This is a genomic window from Chryseobacterium sp. II3a (assembly GCF_057815135.1).
This window is the reverse complement of record NZ_JBYPZJ010000006.1, coordinates 26,049-46,021: the sequence shown is the minus strand read 5'-3', so window position 1 is coordinate 46,021 and position 19,973 is coordinate 26,049. Positions and strand designations below refer to the sequence as shown.

18 protein-coding genes, 4 tRNA genes and 1 pseudogene are annotated in these 19,973 nt (G+C 35.3%); 5 read left to right on the top strand and 18 right to left on the bottom strand.

The annotated features are described in order from the left end of the window. Window position 1 precedes the first annotated feature (1 nt). The 7 genes from AC3HD6_RS15075 to AC3HD6_RS15045 all read right to left on the bottom strand — a co-directional run bounded on the left by AC3HD6_RS15075 (window position 2) and on the right by AC3HD6_RS15045 (window position 6,083). Window positions 2-850, bottom strand: coding sequence for a hypothetical protein (locus tag AC3HD6_RS15075; RefSeq protein WP_488897090.1), 849 nt, complete (start codon window positions 848-850; stop codon window positions 2-4). 13 nt (window positions 851-863) lie between these two features. Beyond that, the gene (locus AC3HD6_RS15070; protein ID WP_488897089.1) at window positions 864-1,769 is read right to left on the bottom strand and encodes a hypothetical protein; all 906 of its coding nucleotides are present in this window, start codon (window positions 1,767-1,769) and stop codon (window positions 864-866) included. 63 nt (window positions 1,770-1,832) lie between these two features. Beyond that, window positions 1,833-2,156, bottom strand: a complete 324-nt coding sequence (locus AC3HD6_RS15065; RefSeq protein WP_488897088.1) for a helix-turn-helix domain-containing protein — start codon at window positions 2,154-2,156, stop codon at window positions 1,833-1,835. A gap of 112 nt (window positions 2,157-2,268) precedes the next feature. Next, the gene (locus tag AC3HD6_RS15060) at window positions 2,269-2,589 is read right to left on the bottom strand and encodes a hypothetical protein (protein ID WP_488897087.1); all 321 of its coding nucleotides are present in this window, start codon (window positions 2,587-2,589) and stop codon (window positions 2,269-2,271) included. Between the two features lie 811 nt (window positions 2,590-3,400). Next, window positions 3,401-4,714, bottom strand: a complete 1,314-nt coding sequence (locus tag AC3HD6_RS15055; RefSeq protein WP_488897086.1) for a hypothetical protein — start codon at window positions 4,712-4,714, stop codon at window positions 3,401-3,403. Window positions 4,715-4,861: 147 nt separating this feature from the next. Continuing rightward, on the bottom strand, window positions 4,862-5,386 hold the full coding sequence (locus AC3HD6_RS15050; RefSeq protein ID WP_488897085.1) for a thermonuclease family protein: 525 nt from the start codon (window positions 5,384-5,386) through the stop codon (window positions 4,862-4,864). Window positions 5,387-5,585: 199 nt separating this feature from the next. Then, on the bottom strand, window positions 5,586-6,083 hold the full coding sequence (locus AC3HD6_RS15045) for a hypothetical protein (protein ID WP_488897084.1): 498 nt from the start codon (window positions 6,081-6,083) through the stop codon (window positions 5,586-5,588). Between the two features lie 378 nt (window positions 6,084-6,461). Between AC3HD6_RS15045 and AC3HD6_RS15040 the strand changes: the two genes are divergently transcribed. The 4 genes from AC3HD6_RS15040 to AC3HD6_RS15025 all read left to right on the top strand — a co-directional run bounded on the left by AC3HD6_RS15040 (window position 6,462) and on the right by AC3HD6_RS15025 (window position 6,890). After that, window positions 6,462-6,536, top strand: a tRNA-Pro gene (locus tag AC3HD6_RS15040). A 13-nt stretch (window positions 6,537-6,549) separates the two neighbouring features. Continuing rightward, window positions 6,550-6,623: transfer RNA gene (locus AC3HD6_RS15035), tRNA-Arg, on the top strand. 105 nt (window positions 6,624-6,728) lie between these two features. Continuing rightward, window positions 6,729-6,803: transfer RNA gene (locus AC3HD6_RS15030), tRNA-Pro, on the top strand. A 13-nt stretch (window positions 6,804-6,816) separates the two neighbouring features. Further along, a tRNA-Arg gene (locus AC3HD6_RS15025) sits at window positions 6,817-6,890 on the top strand. A gap of 132 nt (window positions 6,891-7,022) precedes the next feature. Here AC3HD6_RS15025 and AC3HD6_RS15020 read toward each other — a convergent pair. The 5 genes and pseudogenes from AC3HD6_RS15020 to AC3HD6_RS15000 all read right to left on the bottom strand — a co-directional run bounded on the left by AC3HD6_RS15020 (window position 7,023) and on the right by AC3HD6_RS15000 (window position 11,717). Beyond that, window positions 7,023-7,940, bottom strand: coding sequence for a helix-turn-helix domain-containing protein (locus AC3HD6_RS15020; protein ID WP_488897083.1), 918 nt, complete (start codon window positions 7,938-7,940; stop codon window positions 7,023-7,025). Window positions 7,941-7,995: 55 nt separating this feature from the next. Then, a pseudogene (locus AC3HD6_RS15015) lies at window positions 7,996-8,715 on the bottom strand (SDR family NAD(P)-dependent oxidoreductase). Between the two features lie 48 nt (window positions 8,716-8,763). After that, window positions 8,764-9,639: an SDR family oxidoreductase gene (locus tag AC3HD6_RS15010; protein ID WP_488897082.1), complete on the bottom strand. Its 876-nt coding sequence runs from the start codon at window positions 9,637-9,639 to the stop codon at window positions 8,764-8,766. Window positions 9,640-10,391: 752 nt separating this feature from the next. After that, window positions 10,392-11,075: an MBL fold metallo-hydrolase gene (locus AC3HD6_RS15005; RefSeq protein ID WP_488897081.1), complete on the bottom strand. Its 684-nt coding sequence runs from the start codon at window positions 11,073-11,075 to the stop codon at window positions 10,392-10,394. A gap of 54 nt (window positions 11,076-11,129) precedes the next feature. Continuing rightward, entirely contained in the window at window positions 11,130-11,717 is a 588-nt protein-coding gene (locus tag AC3HD6_RS15000) for a Crp/Fnr family transcriptional regulator (RefSeq protein ID WP_488897080.1), read from the bottom strand. Between the two features lie 163 nt (window positions 11,718-11,880). Here AC3HD6_RS15000 and AC3HD6_RS14995 point away from each other — a divergent pair, with 163 nt between their 5' ends. Then, entirely contained in the window at window positions 11,881-12,705 is an 825-nt protein-coding gene (locus tag AC3HD6_RS14995) for a 5'-nucleotidase, lipoprotein e(P4) family (protein ID WP_488897079.1), read from the top strand. Between the two features lie 423 nt (window positions 12,706-13,128). On the opposite strand, the gene AC3HD6_RS14990 is transcribed toward AC3HD6_RS14995, so the two are convergent. From AC3HD6_RS14990 to AC3HD6_RS14965, 6 genes are all read right to left on the bottom strand, one after another. Beyond that, complete coding sequence (locus AC3HD6_RS14990; RefSeq protein WP_488897078.1) at window positions 13,129-13,761, bottom strand: MgtC/SapB family protein; 633 nt, start codon at window positions 13,759-13,761, stop codon at window positions 13,129-13,131. Between the two features lie 116 nt (window positions 13,762-13,877). Further along, window positions 13,878-14,723: an SH3 domain-containing protein gene (locus tag AC3HD6_RS14985; RefSeq protein ID WP_488897077.1), complete on the bottom strand. Its 846-nt coding sequence runs from the start codon at window positions 14,721-14,723 to the stop codon at window positions 13,878-13,880. Window positions 14,724-14,742: 19 nt separating this feature from the next. After that, window positions 14,743-15,570: a 50S ribosomal protein L11 methyltransferase gene (prmA, locus tag AC3HD6_RS14980; RefSeq protein ID WP_488897076.1), complete on the bottom strand. Its 828-nt coding sequence runs from the start codon at window positions 15,568-15,570 to the stop codon at window positions 14,743-14,745. Window positions 15,571-15,861: 291 nt separating this feature from the next. Further along, window positions 15,862-16,575 (bottom strand): 3-ketoacyl-ACP reductase, encoded by a 714-nt coding sequence (locus tag AC3HD6_RS14975; RefSeq protein ID WP_488897075.1) that lies wholly within the window; start codon window positions 16,573-16,575, stop codon window positions 15,862-15,864. 325 nt (window positions 16,576-16,900) lie between these two features. Next, window positions 16,901-18,466, bottom strand: a complete 1,566-nt coding sequence (locus AC3HD6_RS14970) for a calcineurin-like phosphoesterase C-terminal domain-containing protein (RefSeq protein WP_488897301.1) — start codon at window positions 18,464-18,466, stop codon at window positions 16,901-16,903. A gap of 49 nt (window positions 18,467-18,515) precedes the next feature. Beyond that, window positions 18,516-19,970, bottom strand: coding sequence for a SusD/RagB family nutrient-binding outer membrane lipoprotein (locus AC3HD6_RS14965; protein ID WP_488897074.1), 1,455 nt, complete (start codon window positions 19,968-19,970; stop codon window positions 18,516-18,518). Window positions 19,971-19,973 lie beyond the last annotated feature (3 nt).

Sequence of the window (19,973 nt, the reverse complement as noted above, 5' to 3'; positions counted from 1 at the left end):
TTTATAGTTCACTAATACTTAGGTTATTTAGTTTACCATCATTTAAGGTATTTCTTTCGGAACTTATATTGTGCTTTACACTGAATTTAATAGTGTTGCCTGTTTTAAGATTAAAAATAGCATTGCAATTTCCACTTATATAATTACTTACAGCTCCAGCCTGAAATGCAGGGTAAGAATTGATTGTTTTGAATGTTTGAATATTCTCAACATTCCGGCTGCTTTCTATTGCTGTCTCTATATAAGTGTTCTTTGGAATATTGCCATTAGCTAAGGTAATATTGAAAGATACCAGATAAAATCCGTCACGGGGAGCTGTAAAAACACCTGTAGAAGGATCAAAATCACCATTCGGAGTAGTACCCAGATCTACCGTTTCAGTCCATCCGGATATATAGGTTGTACTATTAGCTCCTATACTTTGGGCAGAACTTTTATTGGCGTTGACAAGTGCTTTGGTAGGCGGGTTAAGAGGCAAGGCGATCCATTGTTCACCATCAGAATATTCCAAAAAGCCGCCTGTATTATAGCGTATGGCCCCTGCACCTGCTTCAGCGGGTGTTTGTGTACCGGTTCCTAGACCAATAAGCCCCTTATTGTCCGTTGAACGAAGATCTACTTTGGTTATAGGATTTAAAACACCAATTCCCAAATTACCATTAGCATCTACAACTACGTCATTGGAAAGCTTTGCTGCATCAGGATTTGCCCCATTGTCTTTTGCTGCATCTATTTGTAAAGGCTGTGAGGGGCTAGAGGTAAAAAATCCTACTTGTGCAGCTGTCTTAGATGAGTAAAAAAATAGAATACAGGCAAGTACCTGATATACAATATTGATTTTATTCTTCATAGTAATCTATCTTTTAATGTTCTATAATGGTTAAGTTATTGAATCCGTCATCCGGATTAGTTGGATCTGCAGAATTACTGGTCACTCTGAGCGCTATCGCACCACTTGAAACCAGATTGTGCCATAGTCTTGTTACAACCGTTGTACCAGCGGTCAAAGTAAGTGTAACTGTACTAGAGCCTCCGGCCTGTGTAGATCGGGTAGAATTCGCATCATCTGAAGTCCCTGTCATGGATTGCCCGAAGGTTTTGTAAACACTCGCCAGCACCGTGTTGGTTGTTGTATTATAAAATTGAGATTCTACTCTGCTGCCATCATTAATCACAGCTCCATTAAAATTAAAGGTTAGCAAAAAAGTATATGTACCATTACGGGGAGCAGTGAACACCCCTGTTGTTCCATCAAAATTACTGCTCATATCACGTACCACATTCCAATTGCTGATATTGGTAGCTGTATTTTGCGTTATTGACTGGCTGCTCACTTTACGGGCAACAATCACCACTTTTTGAGGAGCTATATATGCTTTGTGCCATACCGAACCATCTGACACTTCAATTTTTGCTCCTATAGGAACATTTACTACATCATACCTTACAGCTCCGGCACCCGCACCAGCTGCAGTCATGGTAGTAGTACTGAGACCTAAGGCATTTTCTGTTCCCTGTGATCTCATGTCAAGTTTTACAAGAGGTTTTAAAACTCCTACTCCAATAAAACCTGTTGTTTTGTTCACCACAACATCATTGGATATCTGTACTGCAGATAATGTTTCACTGGTTGAATTGTCTTTAGCTCCATCTATATGTAAAGCTGCCTGAGGATTAGATGTCCCTATCCCAATTTGGGCATTCACAAGGTCAGTACATGGATAAATTACTCCTAAGACGAGTATTAGAAAACGAATTTTCTTTTTCATTTGTATAATTGGATTGAATTTTATAAAAATTCAGGTGATTGACTGAAGTAAGATTGGAGTTCTTTACAACAGAACCTGGCTTTTCCATTTGGTTATGGTATTTCTGCTTAACTTAAAATGTTTAGCAAGCTGAGAATTATTTAGCTGATGTTTTTTCTGATAATCCAACATATGAGATATTGTTGATACATCATAAAAACGGTGTCTTTGGTTGAATTGAGTACTTTCTCTGGAATTGGTATTAAACAGAACTTTATTGATGTGTATAACATCCAATACCGATAAATTTTCTTTAGATAAAAAAATCTTACATACCTCTTCTTTTTCAGGATACTTTATATTGATAATATCACTGTATATTTTTTTATAATCAGGTGTGTTTTTCATAATTTTTTTCACATAATTCTGCGGTCAAAAATACTGCATTTACAAGATATAAAGCGACTTAGCGCCATAGATATAATTCGATAACCGAAATGTATTTTCTCTGTATATAAGACTATCTATTGGCTTTTTTTGCTTGTTGATATTTGTTTTGCCATTTATAGAGTGTAGATTTAGGAATTCTGTATTCTTCTATAATTTGTACTTTTGTTTTATTCCCATTTTCGATCTGTTCAAGAATAAAATCCACCAATTCGCGTGTATAAATGTTTTTTCTGTATTGAGGAAGCTTGCTTTTTGTGTTTTCATTACGGATATAATCAGCTCTGGCTGGCGGGGCATAAAGAATCAAATATTGGGAATAGAGCCGAAAAAAATCATACTCCAGCAATATGCTAAATTTCAATAGTATTTCAGTATCTAAGTTCTTTTTCAAAAGCATTGAATTCAATTCATCTTTAGTACATTTTAAAAAATTGCAGATTCTAAATACTTCCATCTTACATTCTTCAATACGTAAACTAATCAAAGAGCCAATATGTATATTTTTTAGATCAACATTCATAGATTAAGCTCATTTTACGGTTATCTTTTTTCATCACTTGTGTTTTTTATTATGTTTTTATCAATAGTTTGACCTTAAGTATTCTTCGGAGTTTTTATCAAAAATTCTATATTTGATTCCTTAATTTCTTTTCGTTATATAAATTTTGTTTTTAGCGTAATATTAAAGTCTTTCTTTGCTTAAAGTGGCCATTCCTGAAATTAGAATCATCATCAAAACAATATTGTACAGTATAGATAATTACTGACTATGCATTTTATTGATGGTATGAAGAGTATAATGTGTGTTTGGATGCAGGCATTACCTCTATGATTACAATTGTTTTACTCATTTCGTTTTTAATTTGTTGACAAATTTGCTTCAAATACCCAAAACCAATATTGCCATAAGGTTTTATTTTATATTTCTGAAAGGTTCATAAGCAATTAAACAGCCTTATCTATTAGCTCAACAGCAAGGTAATCCCGATAAGATTGCTAATGCTTTCATTATCCTTAAAAATACATCCTATCCTTCTATACATATTTTCTTAAGAATTGATGCCTAATAAAACCACTCAACAAACAGAGGAAATGGAGGTATGGAAAAACCTCTCAGAATCAACATATTTTTAGTCTGTTTTTAAGTTTAATTCAAAAAACTCACCATAAAAATGATGAGTTTTTCGTTTATAGATTGCAGTTTATTTCTTCTGAAGATCTTTCTTTTTTACCAGCATAAAGTTAGCATTTGCTTCATTTTTCTCGATGCTATATCTCTCAGTCAATTCCAGGATCCAGCCATCACCTGATATTTTTCCCTCTTCTATCTTTATAGGATTAGAAATTGAGATCTTATCCCAGTTTGAACTCATCAATGCTCCATTTTCAACAGTCAGAATTCCCCATTGATCTGTGACTCTGATATTAGGATAAACGGTTCCTTTATCTTCAATTGGTACTATATTTCTCGGATCAAAAGAGACATTCATCTTTTCGAACTTTATTTCAAGATGAGGCTGGTCAATAAATTTGGATTTATATTCAGCAATACGTTTTTTGGTTTTTTCTTCTCTTTTTGTTTCTTCTTCAATGATTGTTGAACCGTTGTAATGATCAGTTAATCTGCTTACCATTTCTTTTAAATCAGAAGAGAGTTTAATATTGAATGCTTTACTAAAATAATCTGTCAAATCAGTTTTTCCCGTGATTTTTTTATTCCAGCTTTTATCTTTATTATAAAGTAAATACCCATAAACAGGTACTGTGTGGTAAGCAAATGAGCGCACAAATGTTGCATTCTTAAAAAAATCATTAATCCCCTCTACTAAAAAAGCAGCTGTTTGTGTCTTATTTCTACCACTCACTATCACTCCGGTAAATTCCGCCATACCTTCATTAAGTTCCAAAAGGTTTTCACTGCCTTGAGAACCATCATAAATGCTATGTCTGTATTTCCTGAAAGTAAGTGCATTCGTAAGGTGTTCCTGTAATTCTTTTTTTGAAACAGATTGTACTGCTTTTTTCAAGGCTTCAAGTTCTAAACGAAGATAAATTCTACCTTCTTTCTGATCCAGATGATTGTTTTCAACATTGTTTAATTCAAAACCTAATGATGGCTGTATACGATGAAAAGACTCATGGGCCAGTAAACCGATTCTGCTATATTTATTTTTAGGAAGCGGCAGCATAATCATCGCCCACCGTTTCCCATTACAGTCTACAGCGGTATTTGCAATATTAATTTTATCAGGTAAAACTCCCATATAGACATTTCTATCTGCTTTTAAAACATCATTGACATCAGATTCATTGGCAAAAATCTCTCTTGTCTTTGAATCAATTAAAAGGATTGGGCCATAGAGATCTTTATTCCAAAGTCCTATATTCTTTTCAGACTCTGTTTTAAATTCATTATAAAAAGTTGAAATACTATCAATAGAAATCCTCTTTACCTGCCCAGCTAAACTTTGTATACAAAAAAAGAACGATAGGATGAAAATAGCAGTCTGTCTCATGGTTTAATTTTTCAATTGTACAGATCACCAATCTATTAAGTATTATAAGTATCTGTGTCACAAATATAATAAATTAGACTTGTGTTCAGTTCAGCTATTTTATGAACATAAAAAAGCCTCAGAATAATTTCCAAGGCCATTTCTATTTTAAACTGTTTCTTTTATTTTTGATTGGGTTTTAGCAGCTTGTATCTTTTTATTTTTCGATTGCTCCCGTTTCATTTTTCTGTATTCCCAAGGAGCAACGGCTTTTACATCCTGCCAAAGCCCAATCTTATTTTGTTGAGCCTTTTCCTGCAATTTCCCTAAAGAATCATCTTTGGAGTAAGAAAAGTACCACCACCCCATTCCAGCTTTGATAACCTCTTTGGAAAGGTATTTATCATTATCATAATAAATTTTGGCAATAGAACGCCCGTAACGGTCTGTACTGGTCTCTTTGAACTTAACCGTTTTTCCAAATACCTGTGAAGAGGTGAATTGCTTGGCATTTTTTCCAAAGGCCTGCCCGTTTTCCGGACAATCTACTTCTGCCAATCTAAGTTTCTTTTGTGTATTGCCTTTTAAAAGTACTGTAATGGTATCTCCATCTGAGATTTTGATTACTTTTCCGCTTGTTTGTGAAAATAGGATTGCCGGGAAAAGCAAGTTCATCAACATTAATCGTTTCATGTGGCAAATATAGGGATTAAAGGGAAAGTATTGAGACTTTATCAGGAATCTAAATTAAGATTTGATTGAAGCCAACAGATTTTTCTAGCAAAATTAAAACCCCTCGTTATTGAGGGGTTTGGTTTATTTATCATATGATAAAATAGTGCGGGAGAGGAAAAACTAAAACTAATTAGACTCCTCTTAATTTTTTATAAATTTAAAATCCGGAAATCCATAACAAATTGTTTAAAGTAAACCGTCCCACTATAAAATCATCCGGATAATTTTTAAATCCATCTTTCTTTTTACAATTATTAACAGCATCATTTGCGTGGTTTTCATCTAAAAAAACACCAATAATCCTCTCATCATCTAAAAAAGTATTGATAGTATAAGTATGACTAACTTGAAAAATATATTGTAAATTCAATTCTTTTATTGATTTACTCTCTTCATTAATTACATCTTCTTCATTTAAATAATCCCGTCCAATTTCTCCGACAACGCTATTAAAGCCATTTTGCCAATGAATTTTATTTAATTCATATTTTCTAATAGTAAGTCCATCAGGATATTTTCTAAATCCAGGTAAAGTTAACGCTTTTTCTTTTGCTTTTTCGAGCAGTTCTGTATCATCAAAATATCCTAGAAATTTACAAGCTGCGTGAGCTTCATCTGTATAAATATGCTCAAGTGCATATACAAAGTAATTCATATAATTATTAAGTTTTTTTTAAAAAATATGGCATCAATTTATTCCTTCTGTTTCTTTATAAATTTCATAGTTGATGTCACCATTTTAAAATACTTTTTCAAGAATGGAAAGATCTATTTTATGAAAATCATGAGTTCTTATATTTTTAAATTTTAAAAATTATAATGACAAAATTTGTGGATACGCTATTGAACCATAAAAAAATGTAAAATTCCTCTGACAACCTAAATCCATGGTTATTAATCAAGTAAAGTTAACAAAAAAAATTCTGAGAAATTTAATTAAAAATTATCCTGAAATTTATTTTTTTATTTCAAAAAGTATTGTACCTTTGCAACCGCAAAAACGAAGTAAAACTCGTTAATGATGATCTTTAATCGGGGCGTAGCGTAGTCCGGTCATCGCGCCTGGTTTGGGACCAGGAGGTCGCAGGTTCGAATCCTGCCGCCCCGACTTTTTAAACTAAGGGTGCGTAGCTCAGCTGGATAGAGCATCTGCCTTCTAAGCAGACGGTCAAAGGTTCGAATCCTTTCGCGCTCACAAAAAGACTCATAATTTATGTGGGTTTATTAATTTTAATTCCTGAAAGCATTTTGCTTTTTTCAATTAAAACAATGAAGTAAAATTCATTAAAGATGACCTTATCGGGGCGTAGCGTAGTCCGGTCATCGCGCCTGGTTTGGGACCAGGAGGTCGCAGGTTCGAATCCTGCCGCCCCGACTTTTTAAACTAAGGGTGCGTAGCTCAGCTGGATAGAGCATCTGCCTTCTAAGCAGACGGTCAAAGGTTCGAATCCTTTCGCGCTCACTTAAAGAGACAGCTTTTAAAAAGTTGTCTCTTTTTTTATACCCATGAAAGTATATAACCCAAACTTTTACACCTTAGATATTTAGAGTTCATTTGAATACTAATTTTAATGATTAAGTTATGATAAAACAATCAGTTGAAACTTCCTCTGAATTCCAGCGGACTTTGGGCTGTCTTGCTTTTAAACAACTTGCTGAATGACTGAGAATGTTCAAATCCCATTTCATAAGCAATTTCACTGACAGATAAATTTGTGGTGGATAATTTTTCTTTGGCTACTTCTATCAATTTGTTGTGTATATGCTGTTGTGTATTTTGTCCAGTAAGTGTTTTCAGTAAAGTGCTTAAATATTTAGGGGAAATATTGAGCTCATCTGCAATAAACTGTACTGAAAGCAATCCTTTCTCTGCAATCTTATGTTCAAAATATTCATCAAGTAGTTTCTCTAGCTTTTCAAGAATCTGATGATTGCTTTTTTCCCTTGTTATGAACTGACGATTGTAAAATCTTTCTGAATAATTAAGCAGGCTTTCAATCTGTGAAATGATAATCTGCTTACTGAACCGGTCTATATTCGTTTGATATTCCTGTTTAATGTTATCAATAATGCTATTCAACGTTTTTTGTTCCTTTTCGGAAAGAAACAGTGCTTCATTCACTGAATAATCAAAATACTCATATCTCCTGATGCCTTTAGCAAGTGCCGTATTCCACAAAAAATCAGGATGAATAAGCAACAGCCAGCCTGAACGCTCTTCTTTGCTGGTAGGATCAGATTGAATTCTGAAAACCTGGTTGGGCTCCATAAATGCCATGAGCCCGTCATCAAAATCAAACTCCTGTTGTCCATAAAACATTTTACCACCAATTCCTCTCTTTAAGGAAATCATATAGAAATCTAAAATCAGATTTACTTCATCAATGTTAGCGGGCCTTTTGATAGAAGAATAATCAATAATACTGACAAGCGGATGCTCAGGATTTGGTAAACCACGCAATCTGTGGAATTCGCTAATTGTTTTTATTCTTTGTGTCTCTCTTTGCTCCATAACACAAATTTAATTTTATTTTTCTTGTTAATTGCTTATACATTCAATGTTTGTTCTACCAAGGCAATTCATCTCCATTTCTGTCAAAAAATTTACCGGTTGGTACGTCAGATAAAGTGGAAAATTTCACAATTATACCTGCTGCCTGTTCTGCTGTTTGTGTCCCCTGATACTGATTAAGGTTAGTGGCTGTGTAGCCTGGTTCAACGCTTAATATTTTAAAATGGGTATCTTGAAATTCTTTGGCCAGCAACAGGGTAAAAGCATTCAATGCTGTTTTAGAAGAGCTGTATGCATCGTATATCCTATAATTAAGATTTTGAGAATTGCTTTGAACGGACAGGGAACCTAAAGGACTTGAAACATTAATAATCCGTGGTTCATCTGACTTTTCCAGCAAATCAATAAACTGTTGGGTGGTCTGCACAGCACCAAAAAAATTGGTTTCGAAAACATTTCTTAAATTATTGAGATTATTTGCAGACATATTCTGCGGCTGTTCGCCTACAATAGCCGCATTGTTGATCAACACATCCTACTGCTGTTCTTTAGCCTCCAGTTTTTCTTTGGCAGATCTTACCGAATCAATATCCGTAACATCCAATTGAATAAACTCTACATTATCCAATCCCAGTTCGTTTAATTTATCCCGGGCTTCAATTCCATTGGCTTCATTACGGCTTCCGAGATAGACATAATAGCCTAATTGTGCTAACTGTTTGGCGGTTTCAAAACCAATCCCCTGATTAGCTCCTGTAATAAGTACTTTTTTCATTTTTTGATTTTTAAAATGGTTCCACATTGCTCCGACACGCGCAAATGGTTAAAAATAATTTTGTTTCATGTCATCCATAAGTCCGACATGTTCAGGTTTCCAGCCCAAGAGTTCCTTCGTTTTAAAATGGGTTGCAGGGCTGTCAAAAGCTATAAATCTACTCAGCCATTCAAAATGCTTTGCTGTTTCTTCTTCAGACAGGGATGCAACAGGTAAATTCAGTTCTGAGCCAATCAGTTCAGCAATTTCTTTCATTTTAATTCCTGTTTCACTCACACCATTATATACTGCTCCTTTGATTCCTTTTTCAAATGCCAGACGGAATAATCTTGCTGCATCCAAACGATGAACAGCCGTCCACCGATTCAATCCTTCACCAGGGTAGCCTGATAAGCTGTTGATACGAGCCTGCCCGATTATAAACGGAACAAAACCTTTGTCACCCTTATCATGAACCGACGGTGCTAAGCGGATAACGGAAGCATTTACGCCTTTTTCAGCCAATGCCAAAGCTGTAGTTTCGGAAGATCTCGGAAAACCAGCTGAAAGGCTCTCCTCTGTAATATTTCCTTCAATAAGGGGTAATCCTAAGATTCCTGCTGTTACTACAATAGGTTTGTCTGTTCCTATCAATGCCTCTCCCATTGCATTGATCGCATTTTTGTCAATTTCCGCAGCCTTTGCAAATTGAGTAAAATCATGGAAAAAACCCGCGTGAATAATACCGTCTGAATCTTTGGCACCCTGCTTTAAAACTTCCCAGTCTTCAAGATTTCCCCTTAACACTTCTGCACCTTCCTTGCGAATTACTTCTGCTGATTGTTCTGAACGTGCCAGGCCTACGACCTGATGTCCTGAAGCCATTAATTCTTTAACAATCGCAGAACCAATGAAGCCCGAAGCTCCTGTTACAAATACTTTCATTTTATGATTATTTTTATTAGTACAAAGTTCCAGCGAATAAAAAAAACAGGTGTAATCAAATGTCAGATTATTGTATCCAAAAAGGAAAAACTCATAAAATGTAATAGATTTTCATTGATGATATTGTGCAAAAATCTCAAGACAAAAAACAATACCATACAATATTTCAATTAGTTACCATACTCTGATATTTTTATTCCAGATAAAAATCCAACTTCGTTCGTCTAATATGAGGGTTAATAACAAGAGGTTTTCTTACAATAATTATAAAAAGTATCAAGGAACCGATATGTTTGACAATAATTAATGCAATTCCTTATAACTTAATACGGCAGACCAATAATCCGCAGTATTCTAATTTATCAATTGAGTTCATTGTCATACTATATATCTTCGGTGAAAATAAAAACTCAAAAATCTAAAACTTATAAAATCTGCTCTAAAAAGGGCTCATTTTACCCATACATATGATAATCAATAAAATACTAGTAAAATCCAATTAAGATCAACAACCAAAGAGTTCGAAGATAATCCTGCCAAGTTCCCAAAGACCTCGTCATTTTATGGTGAGGTTTTTTGTTTTATTACATTCCGCTTACTTAATTCTAAAACTTAAATCAATAAGGATAGAGTATCCCGATTTTTTTATCGGGATGACAAAGGTTCGAATCCTTCTGCGGTCACAAAGTCTATAGTTCAAGAAAAGTATAAAATATTTCTTCTTTTAAGCATAATTACTCTAAGGTCAAATTTTAAATAATATCACTGCATTTAGCTACAAATCTTTCAAACTTCTGATCTGTATTTTTCAATACGGGTCCGTGACCGAAACAAATAACGGAAGGGTTCAACTCTGCCAGCTTCTTGAGTGATTTGATATTGCGTTGCTGATCCGAGGTAAACATATTTGGAGGAAGCCTCAGGCCTGTTACTGTAGTAAGAATATTCATATTGGTTGCCGCATCTCCGATAATCAGCACTCCATCCCATTCACGAAATAAAGAGATATGCCCAGCCGAATGTCCGGGAGTTTCTATTACCCGAAAATTTCCGATCCTATCATTTTCTGCAATTGTCCTGTCAACTTTATGTCCCTGCCCTGCCCAATACTTTTGCTGAAGCATTGCTACCCAATGTTCCGGGACTGGATAGTCATGAGTTACCATACCTGTTTCGGTCCTAAAAACTTCGTTGGGATGACAGAGTAAAGGAATGTCGAACTCCGTGCATATCTGATCGCTGCACCCCTGGTGATCTGCATGAGCATGCGTCAACACATGCTGATAAACGGGGATTTTCTGGAGAACTTTCTTTATAGTGGTATATGAACTCCTTATTCCGGAGTCAACCAGTACACCTTCAATAATATAGCTGTTGATACTGTTTCGCGGCATCAGTGGAATCTGAAATACTTCAGGAGCAATTTGACGTAACATAGTTTTTTTGTGCAAATCTACAGCACCGATCAGGACGACATAAGGACATTTGTCCTATAACACGTTAGGTTTATGGATTTGTCCCTTAGCCCGTGTAAGTGATCGCTGCGTGATGCCCAAATACGATGCCAGATCCTGCGTTGTTACACGCTGAACAAGCATTGGCTCATCAGAAAGGACGTGACGATATTTATCTACAGCCGATCTATTATTGTAATTCAGCAGATAAAGTTCTTTTTGAATATACTCCTTTTCCATCACCAATTTTATAACTTCATTCCATGCACCCACCTTATCCAGTAAATGTTGATAATCCGGGAAATTTATTCTATAGACTATACTATCTTCTATAGCCCTGATACATCTTCTGGACTTCTCCTGCTTCACAAACTCCTGAAATGAGGTGACAAATTCATTTTCAAACTTAAAGCAGGTTATATTTTCATTTCCTTCTTTATCAATAGCATATGCTTTTACAGCCCCGCCAGCTATAAATCCTATATAACGACAAGGTTCATCTTCTTGAATAAAAAATTCTCCTTTTTTTAGGCGGATTAGCTTAAAGAACTGCGCAGAAAAATTAATTTCTTCTGCTGATAATCTATTTGTTAAGGATAGATAATTTTCAAATATATCGGTCATTTTGCAATTTTTCCGTTTTTTTATTTCTCTTAGCCATCAATGAATCTTATATAAATCCAATATCCAAATCTAATGATTATTATACCTTCTAAAAAAGCAAACGTGAGAAATAGTTGTCACACCAATCAAATTGTTATAATTTTGTTTTCTCTATTTTAATTCAATGAAAAATTTTAAGTTCATTATCGCAAGCTGTGCCTTTGCTTTGACACTGTCATGCAAAACAGCGACTCCCGTTACAACAAGTTCAATTCAGGATGCACCTTATCAGAATCTTGGACGTGACGGAAAAATATATGCTGCGTTTTATCAGCAAAGAGCAGCAGAATATGAAGCATTATGCCTACAGGCTTATAATATTGCAAAACTTCGTCTGGATGAAGCTTTAGCACAAAAATCGGATAAACCATTAGCCATTGTTTCGGATATTGACGAGACCTTTTTAGATAATTCCTATTATGCTGTTGAGCGTTCAAAAATGGGAAAAGATTATGATCAAAAAACATGGGAAGAATGGACGGCTAAAGGGATCGCAACGCCACTTACCGGTTCTCAGGATTTCTATCAATATGCCGCCAGTAAAGGAGTGCAAGTATTTTATGTTACCAATCGTGTAGAACAGGAACGTGCAGGAACTTTGAAGAATCTCAAAAAATACAATTATCCTATTCAAAGTGAAAGCCATCTTATTCTTCGATCTAAAGAAAGCAGTAAAGAAAACAGACGATTAGATATCTCCAAAAATTATAATATCGTTCTTCTGCTAGGTGATAATCTTGCCGATTTCTCTACTCTATTTGATAAAAAAACAGAAGCAGAACGATCTGCTGCTGTGAAAAATTCCGCGAATGAGTTTGGTAAAAAATTCATTATTATTCCTAATGTTGGATATGGAGACTGGGAATCCTCATTCTATCAGTACAAGTATGATTATACCCATCAGAAAAAAGATTCAATGATGTATAATGCAGTAAAAGCAACTCCATAATCTAAGAAACTGTATCTAATCAATTCAAAAGAATATCCAAACCCTCACAATTTTTATTGTGAGGGTTTGGATTACTTTCTAATCAAGAATGTCATACGCTTCACTGGATGAAAATTACGTTTCACCAGCTTATTTTGCAGAATGGGCTTAACTTTTCTCATGATGAACTTCAATTCGTGGTATTTTTACAGGGTAAGCTTTAATCGGGAGACCCTTATAAAAGTTAGTTTTAATTATTATTTAAAGAAACATTGATTAAGCATCAATAAAAATCTTTTTGTGCAAATATTCCTTGTAGCCATTTATGGCTAAACTATACACTTAATCATGTTTGGGTAGGACTGGGTTTTCCAGTCCTATTTTATTTTGTATACTTTAATGTTAAAATAAAGCCCTTACACTGATGTAAAGGCTATTTTATTTTTAAAACTTGAATTCATCTATTCCCGGATCATTCAGAAGAAGTTTTGTACAAACTTTATGATTTCTTGCTGCACCCTGTACCCGCCAGATTGCTGTATATTTATCTCCACTTCTCACCTGCTTTCCCCTGATTGATTTTAAGCCGTTTTCTTTAAAGATATTTTCATATTTTTCTGTTACACCATCTTCATACGTAAGGGTAATCTGATAGATATAGCGGGTACTAATCCTATCGATAATATCCTGAACATATTTGAACATGATAAGTAATAGAAAAACAACAATGGAGCCTATGGTAGCCTCTTGGTAATATCCCGCTCCTATTGTCATCCCCAAAGCAGCACAGATCCAAATGGTAACAGCCGTTGTAAGGCCTGAAACTCTATTATCTTCCTTAAAGATGACCCCAGCTCCCACAAAACCTATTCCTGTGATAATATTGGCTGCAATACGGTCCGGACTTCCTGTCTCTCCCAGATTCATAGAAAGCATGGTAAAAATACAGGCTCCCAATGTCACCAGTATCATGGTTCGAAGCCCTGCTGACTTCAATTGATATTCTCTTTCAATCCCAATAATTCCACCAACAATCACCGAAAATAAAATAGGAAGGATATCATCTAACACGTTCATTGGCTCTGTTTTTTATATGGATAAATGTATTTGATTTTTTTCAATTGGGAAAGAGACATTTTGAACAAAAAAACCGCTGTATAATGACAACGGTTTCATTTATTTTAATCAAAAGATTATTTAAGTTTATAAGAGCTCCCATTCCAAAGATAGGTTTTGGAAGATCGTTTTTTCTTCTCACGGTCTTTATCATCAGTTTCCATATCCTCTACTTTCAGGATAAATGTATTAGGAATTCCTCCTTTATCATTTGGAAAAACATACTCTTCACTATGGTAGTAAGCTCCGGCATCTCCTACATTCATCAATTGTGGAAGCAAAATAAGTTTCTTATCTTTATAGAGAACATATTGATCATAGGCTGCAATACCGCATGCTTCACCAGAAACCATTGCTTTTAAAGTAAATTCTACATCCTGCAACTTATGGCTGCTTTCAATAGCAAAAGAAGCTGTGCTTAACTCTTCTCCTTTACCCGTATCAAAGGTAACCTCATCAATCAAAACATTTCCTTCCATTACTTTTATTCCGGCAATATTCTGTTTATCGAATTCATTCAAATCCTTGATTTTTTTATTTACCGTCTTTGATAATCCGAAAAGAAAATCATATCCATTTTTATTACGATAGCCTACACAAAGATTAGCTCCCCAGACATAGCCTTCAGCAACTGCATCTCCTTTCTGATAGGAGATTTTATACCAATTGGCATTTCTTTCTCCCAATTTCAGGACCGGAATCTCTTCTTCTTTTTTAAGGATCATAATCTGCTGATTAGTCTGTAGTGAATCCAAAATTGGAGCATTAACAGCCGGTTCTTTTCTTACTCTTGTCCAATCTGTAAAGATCTTCTGATTCTTGTTTTCAGTAAAATTAAAAACACCATCTGCATATACTTCATTTTCCTGAGCAGCCAAAAGCTGCATTGTCAGAAAAAATAAAGCAGTCAATAAAGTTTTCATATTTTGTTATTTCGTTTTTTTATTTTTCAAGCAGTAAGCTTACCCATTCTTCTCTCTGCAGCTGCTTCTTCAGGGTAAGACCACTTTCTTTGCATACTTCCAGAATATCATCTACATCAAAGAAACAAAGTCCGGAAAGCAATAATTTCCCACCTTCATTCAATACAGACACATATGTTGGAATATCTGAAATCAGGATATTTCTGTTGATATTAGCCAAAATGATATCGAAATTCTCACTTCCTAAGTTTTCTGCTGTTCCCTGCTCAATATCTAATTCTACACTGTTTCTAACTGCATTTTCTTTTGAGTTTTCTACAGACCATTCATCAATATCAATCGCTTTGGTATCTCCGGCTCCCTGTTGTTTTGCATAGATTGCCAATACAGAAGTTCCACATCCCATGTCTAACACTTTCTTTCCATTGAAATCAATATCCATCATCTGCTGGATCATCAGGTGTGTGGTAGGGTGATGCCCTGTTCCGAATGACATTTTAGGCTGAATGATAATTTCGTGCATTCCCGGTACAGACTCGTGGAATTCTGCTCTGATCAATACTTTATCATCAATGTTAATGGGTGAGAAGTTTTTTTCCCACTCTTCATTCCAGTTGATGTTGGGCATTTCTTCAAAAGAATATTCAATTTGTACATTTTCATTTTCAAAGATCGGAAGTGCTTTAAGCTGATCTTCATTAAATAAATCGGTCTGGATATATCCTAAAATTCCGTGAATTTCCTCTGTAAAGCTGTCAAAACCTATTTCTATAAGCTCTGCCATTAATATCTCGTTCCAAGGTTGCAATGGAGAAATCTTGAAATTGAATTCTAAATAATTTTGCATGTGAATAATTTGCTGCAAAAATACTAATGTTATTACGGTTAAAAAAATAGAAAGGGTAAGTTTTGGATAAAGTGAAAGGATTTTGTGCTGTATTGAAAGGCTAAAGCTCGCTTCAATTCATTTTTATCTCTCGCGGATTTCGCTGATAACGCAGATTTTTAGGCTTTGGCTAAAACCGTTGGAATGGCAACATTATTAAGAAAGCGGGCTAAAGCCCGCTCCTATTGAATTTTTAACTATCATTTAAAATTGAAACAGTTGTATTATGACAGCTTTAAACCTTAAACTATCTTATGGATTCGTAGAGAAAATAGAACCATTAGCGATTAATGCTCTTCTGTTCATTTTCAGGATATCTCTTACCCATTCTGCAAAGTCTTCAGGTTGTAATACTTTATCGGGATTTCCATCTGTAAGTCCACCTTGGATGCTCATATCAGAAGCAATCGTGCTTGGCGTCAATGTAATGACACGGATGTTTTGTTTTCTCCATTCTGCCATCATAGACTGAGATAAAGAAACTACTGCTGCTTTTGAAGCAGCATATGCTGACATATTCGGACCTCCTTTTAATCCTGCAGTAGAAGCAACGTTTATAATATCTCCTTCTCCTTTAGCTTTCATAAATGGATGAACAGCTTTAGCAGCATAATAAACTCCAAATAAATTGGTTTTGATCACCTGTTCCCAAGTTTCAGACGGCATCTCTTCAATCGTACCGAAATCTCCGATTCCTGCATTATTGACAAGGATATCTACTCCGCCTAATTGCTCAGCTAAAGTTTCAATTCCTGTTTTTACAGCGGCTTCGTCATCAATAGAGAATATCGCATACGCTGATTTTACTCCTAGTTTCTGAATTTCTTCAACTGTATTTTTAAGATTTTCTTCGTTTCTTCCTGTAATGGCAACGTTCACTCCTTCATTAGCTAAAGCTAGTGCTACAGCTTTTCCCAGTCCTCTTCCACCACCTGTTACAATGGCATTTTTTCCGTTTATATTCATAGTGTAATACTTTTCGTAGGACAAAGTTACGAAAGAACATTTTTATGGAATGGAAAGAAAGGATATTTAATAGTTTTTTAATGGTTTGGATAGATATTGCTCCTTTTGACTTCTACCAACTTAATGAAAAAGGATAAGTTTAGGCTAAAGCCTTTGGAATGTGGTATTATTAAGAAAGCGGGCTAAAGCCCGCTTCTATTGAATTTTTACTTAAAACATATATTCAGGTATTTTTTAACAACTTTAAACCTCAGCAAAAAAATAAAACCGGCTCATCATGAGCCGGTTTATCAATCTAAAAAAAGTATAGTAAAAAATGAAAGGCTTAAGGAATCTGGATGGCGTTCTGTACTTCAAATTCTTCTGAAGCTGAGAACTGATTTCCATACATATCAACCGCTCTAACCTCAACTTTATGTTTTCCTAAGGCTAATTTTTTAGGGAAATCTGCTTCCCAGATGTGTTTTGACATTTCAGGATTGGAAGGTCTTCTTCCCTGTAAAATTTTCTCTGTGGTATCCCATTTGAAAACGGAAAGAGCAAAGTTTGGATCTATGGTTTCATCATATTCCATTTCTTCCCATTTCCCATTGTCTATTCTGTACTCTACTTTGTCTTTTTTACTTCCCATAAAGAAGTTGGCCAAGACTTTTGCAGAGGTTTTTGATGGGAACGGAATCACTTTCGGAACGTATAATTTGATCTGATAATCTTCCGGTTTTCCGGCTGTTTTGTATTTTACTTTGTATTGATTATCAGCAAAACTGATGAAAGAATAGCCTTTTGCTGTTCCGTCTCTCATAGTTGAAGTAGGAAGTCCTGCTTCATCAGCGGTTCCGGAGTACCAGTCTCCACAAGTGGTTCCTACGTTGTATTCATGCAATTCTTTAATGCCATTCCAACCTGCTTTTTTTCCATAGAAAATCTGCTGTTGGATATGGGTATGCGCCGATAAAAGCAATACATTCTGGAAAGGATTCAGGAAATCGAATAATTTCTGACGGTCTGCATTTCTAAAGCTGTCTTCGTTGTTATGCTCCAACGGAATATGAAAAGAAACTACGATCAGTTTGTTTTTATCAACCAATTTCAGATCGTTTTCAATAAACTGAAGCTGATCTTCACGGAACCCGCCCCAATATCCTTTTCCATCTCTTGGATCGGGATAAAGAATATCATCAAGGATGATGAAGTGTACATTTCCGTAGTTGAATGAGTAATTGGCAGGTCCGAAATTAGATTCAAAGGTTTCATCTGAAAGCTTATCGTCTTTGGCATCGTAATTCATGTCATGGTTTCCCATCACATTATACCAAGGCAATCCTACTTCTTTCATTACATCAGCATAAGGTTTTTGAAGGCTTAGATTATCTCCAACCAAGTCTCCCAAACTGATTCCCAACACCGCATTTTTCTTGGTATTTTTCACTTCATTAACAATTCCTCTTTTGAAATAATCCAGTTCTTTCTCTGTATAAGGCTGAGGATCTCCAAAAACCAGAATATCAAAATTTTTGTTTTCGTTCTGCTGGTAAAGTGGAAAATTCAATTCTTTGGGAAGTTCACCTGTTGGAGCAACTCCTTTATATTTAAAATCAGCCGGAGAACCTTTTGGTTTATGGTGATAGTAAAACTGTGGCAGGTTATTACTGTTTAAAGCAGTTTGATATCCTGATGGTTTGATGACAAAAATAGTCTGATCCTCCTGAACCGGCAGGCTGTAACGCCCGTTTTTATCTGTTAATACCACCTGAACACCATTAGAAACCGCCACTCCTTCAATTCCTTTTTCCCGGTTTTCTTTCTTTTGGTTTTTGTTACTGTCTTCATATACATATCCTGAAACGGAAGACTGAGAAAAAGCCATTGCTGAAACCAACATGCACGGCATTAAAAGTTTTATATTGATACTCATCTTTTTATTTTTTTCTTGATTATACTTATTTACTCCACCAAACTTTTACATTGATATCATCTCCGCCCATCTGTTGAACTGCAGCCTGGTAATTATCTTTATTCAATACTCTTGTATTGGTTGGATACATTAATCTTTGAGGAAGCTTTCCATCATTTAAAAGTCCGCCATTATTAGGAAGTTCCGGGAAACCTGTTCTTCTTTTTTCAAACCATTGCTGTTGATCTACAAAGAATAATGAGATGTATTTCTGAAGCATAATTTTCTTCATATCTCCGGTTCCGAATGCTACTACCGGGTTGTCAAAATAGTTGGCAGGCACTACCGCTCCCCATTGTTCAATGGCTGATTTTACTCCATTTTCATAATAGGTTTTCGCACTTCCCTGGATAACTCCTTTAAATGCTAATTCTGCTAAAGTAAACTGAAGTTCAGCATATGGATAGACGAAAATTTTCAAAGGTGCTTTTGCCAGGTTTTGATTAAGATTGGAAGGCTGATAATTGAATACAGTTCCAAATTTATATCCTGTTGGAGCTCCTATATATCCGATATTAGCATTTGTTTTCAGGTCTTTTGCCTGAGAGAAAAACATGGCCATACGCGGATCATTGTTTGCTTTCAACGTTTCTACAAAGAATTCTGAAGCAGCTCTTCCTGTGGTAAAATCCTGAGGTCTTGCAATAGGAGTCATTAATGGAAAAATTCCTGTAATATCTACCTTTACGCCATCTGCATTACTTTGGAAAATAGGATATACTGTTGGATTATTAATAATTTCCTGGATTCTTGCTTTTACATTCACTTCTCCATCTTTATTCAGAATTCTTGTCAGTAATCTCAGAGAAAGAGAATTACAGAATTTTTTCCAACCGAGAATTCCGTTGGCAGCATCAGAATCGGCTTTAAAGAATAAATCACCCCCGGTAAGCGCTTTCGTATTTACAAAAAGAGAGTTGGCTGTTTTCAAATCATCCAATAACTTGATATAAATATCTTTTTGCCTGTCAAATTTCGGGTACATAATCTTATCATCCAGCTGTGATGCTTCAGAAAAGGGTACATCTCCATAGGTATCGGTAAGATTGGAATAGATCCATGCATTCAGGACCATTGCAATAGCCTGATAGTTTTTATCCCCTTCAGAAATTGCTGCTTTTTTAAGATCATCTACCTGTTTTAACCATCGGTAAGAGTTATCCCAGAAGCCATTTCCTGTTTTTTCTGTTAAATAGTAACGGCTTAATGAATTTCCTTCATTTGGGAAATCAAGAGAAACCTGCATAAGATCAAAATTAAGATCGTTAGCTCTGTTATATCCTACCGCAGACATATTATACTGGATAGGAACCAGTAGAGCACTGGCAACGGGTACATTAATTCTACTGGTGTCTTTATTAATCTCATCAAGACTTCTGTCACATGAAACAGTACTGCTCATAAGAGCAAGGAATGAAGATATATAGATTAACTTTTTCATTTT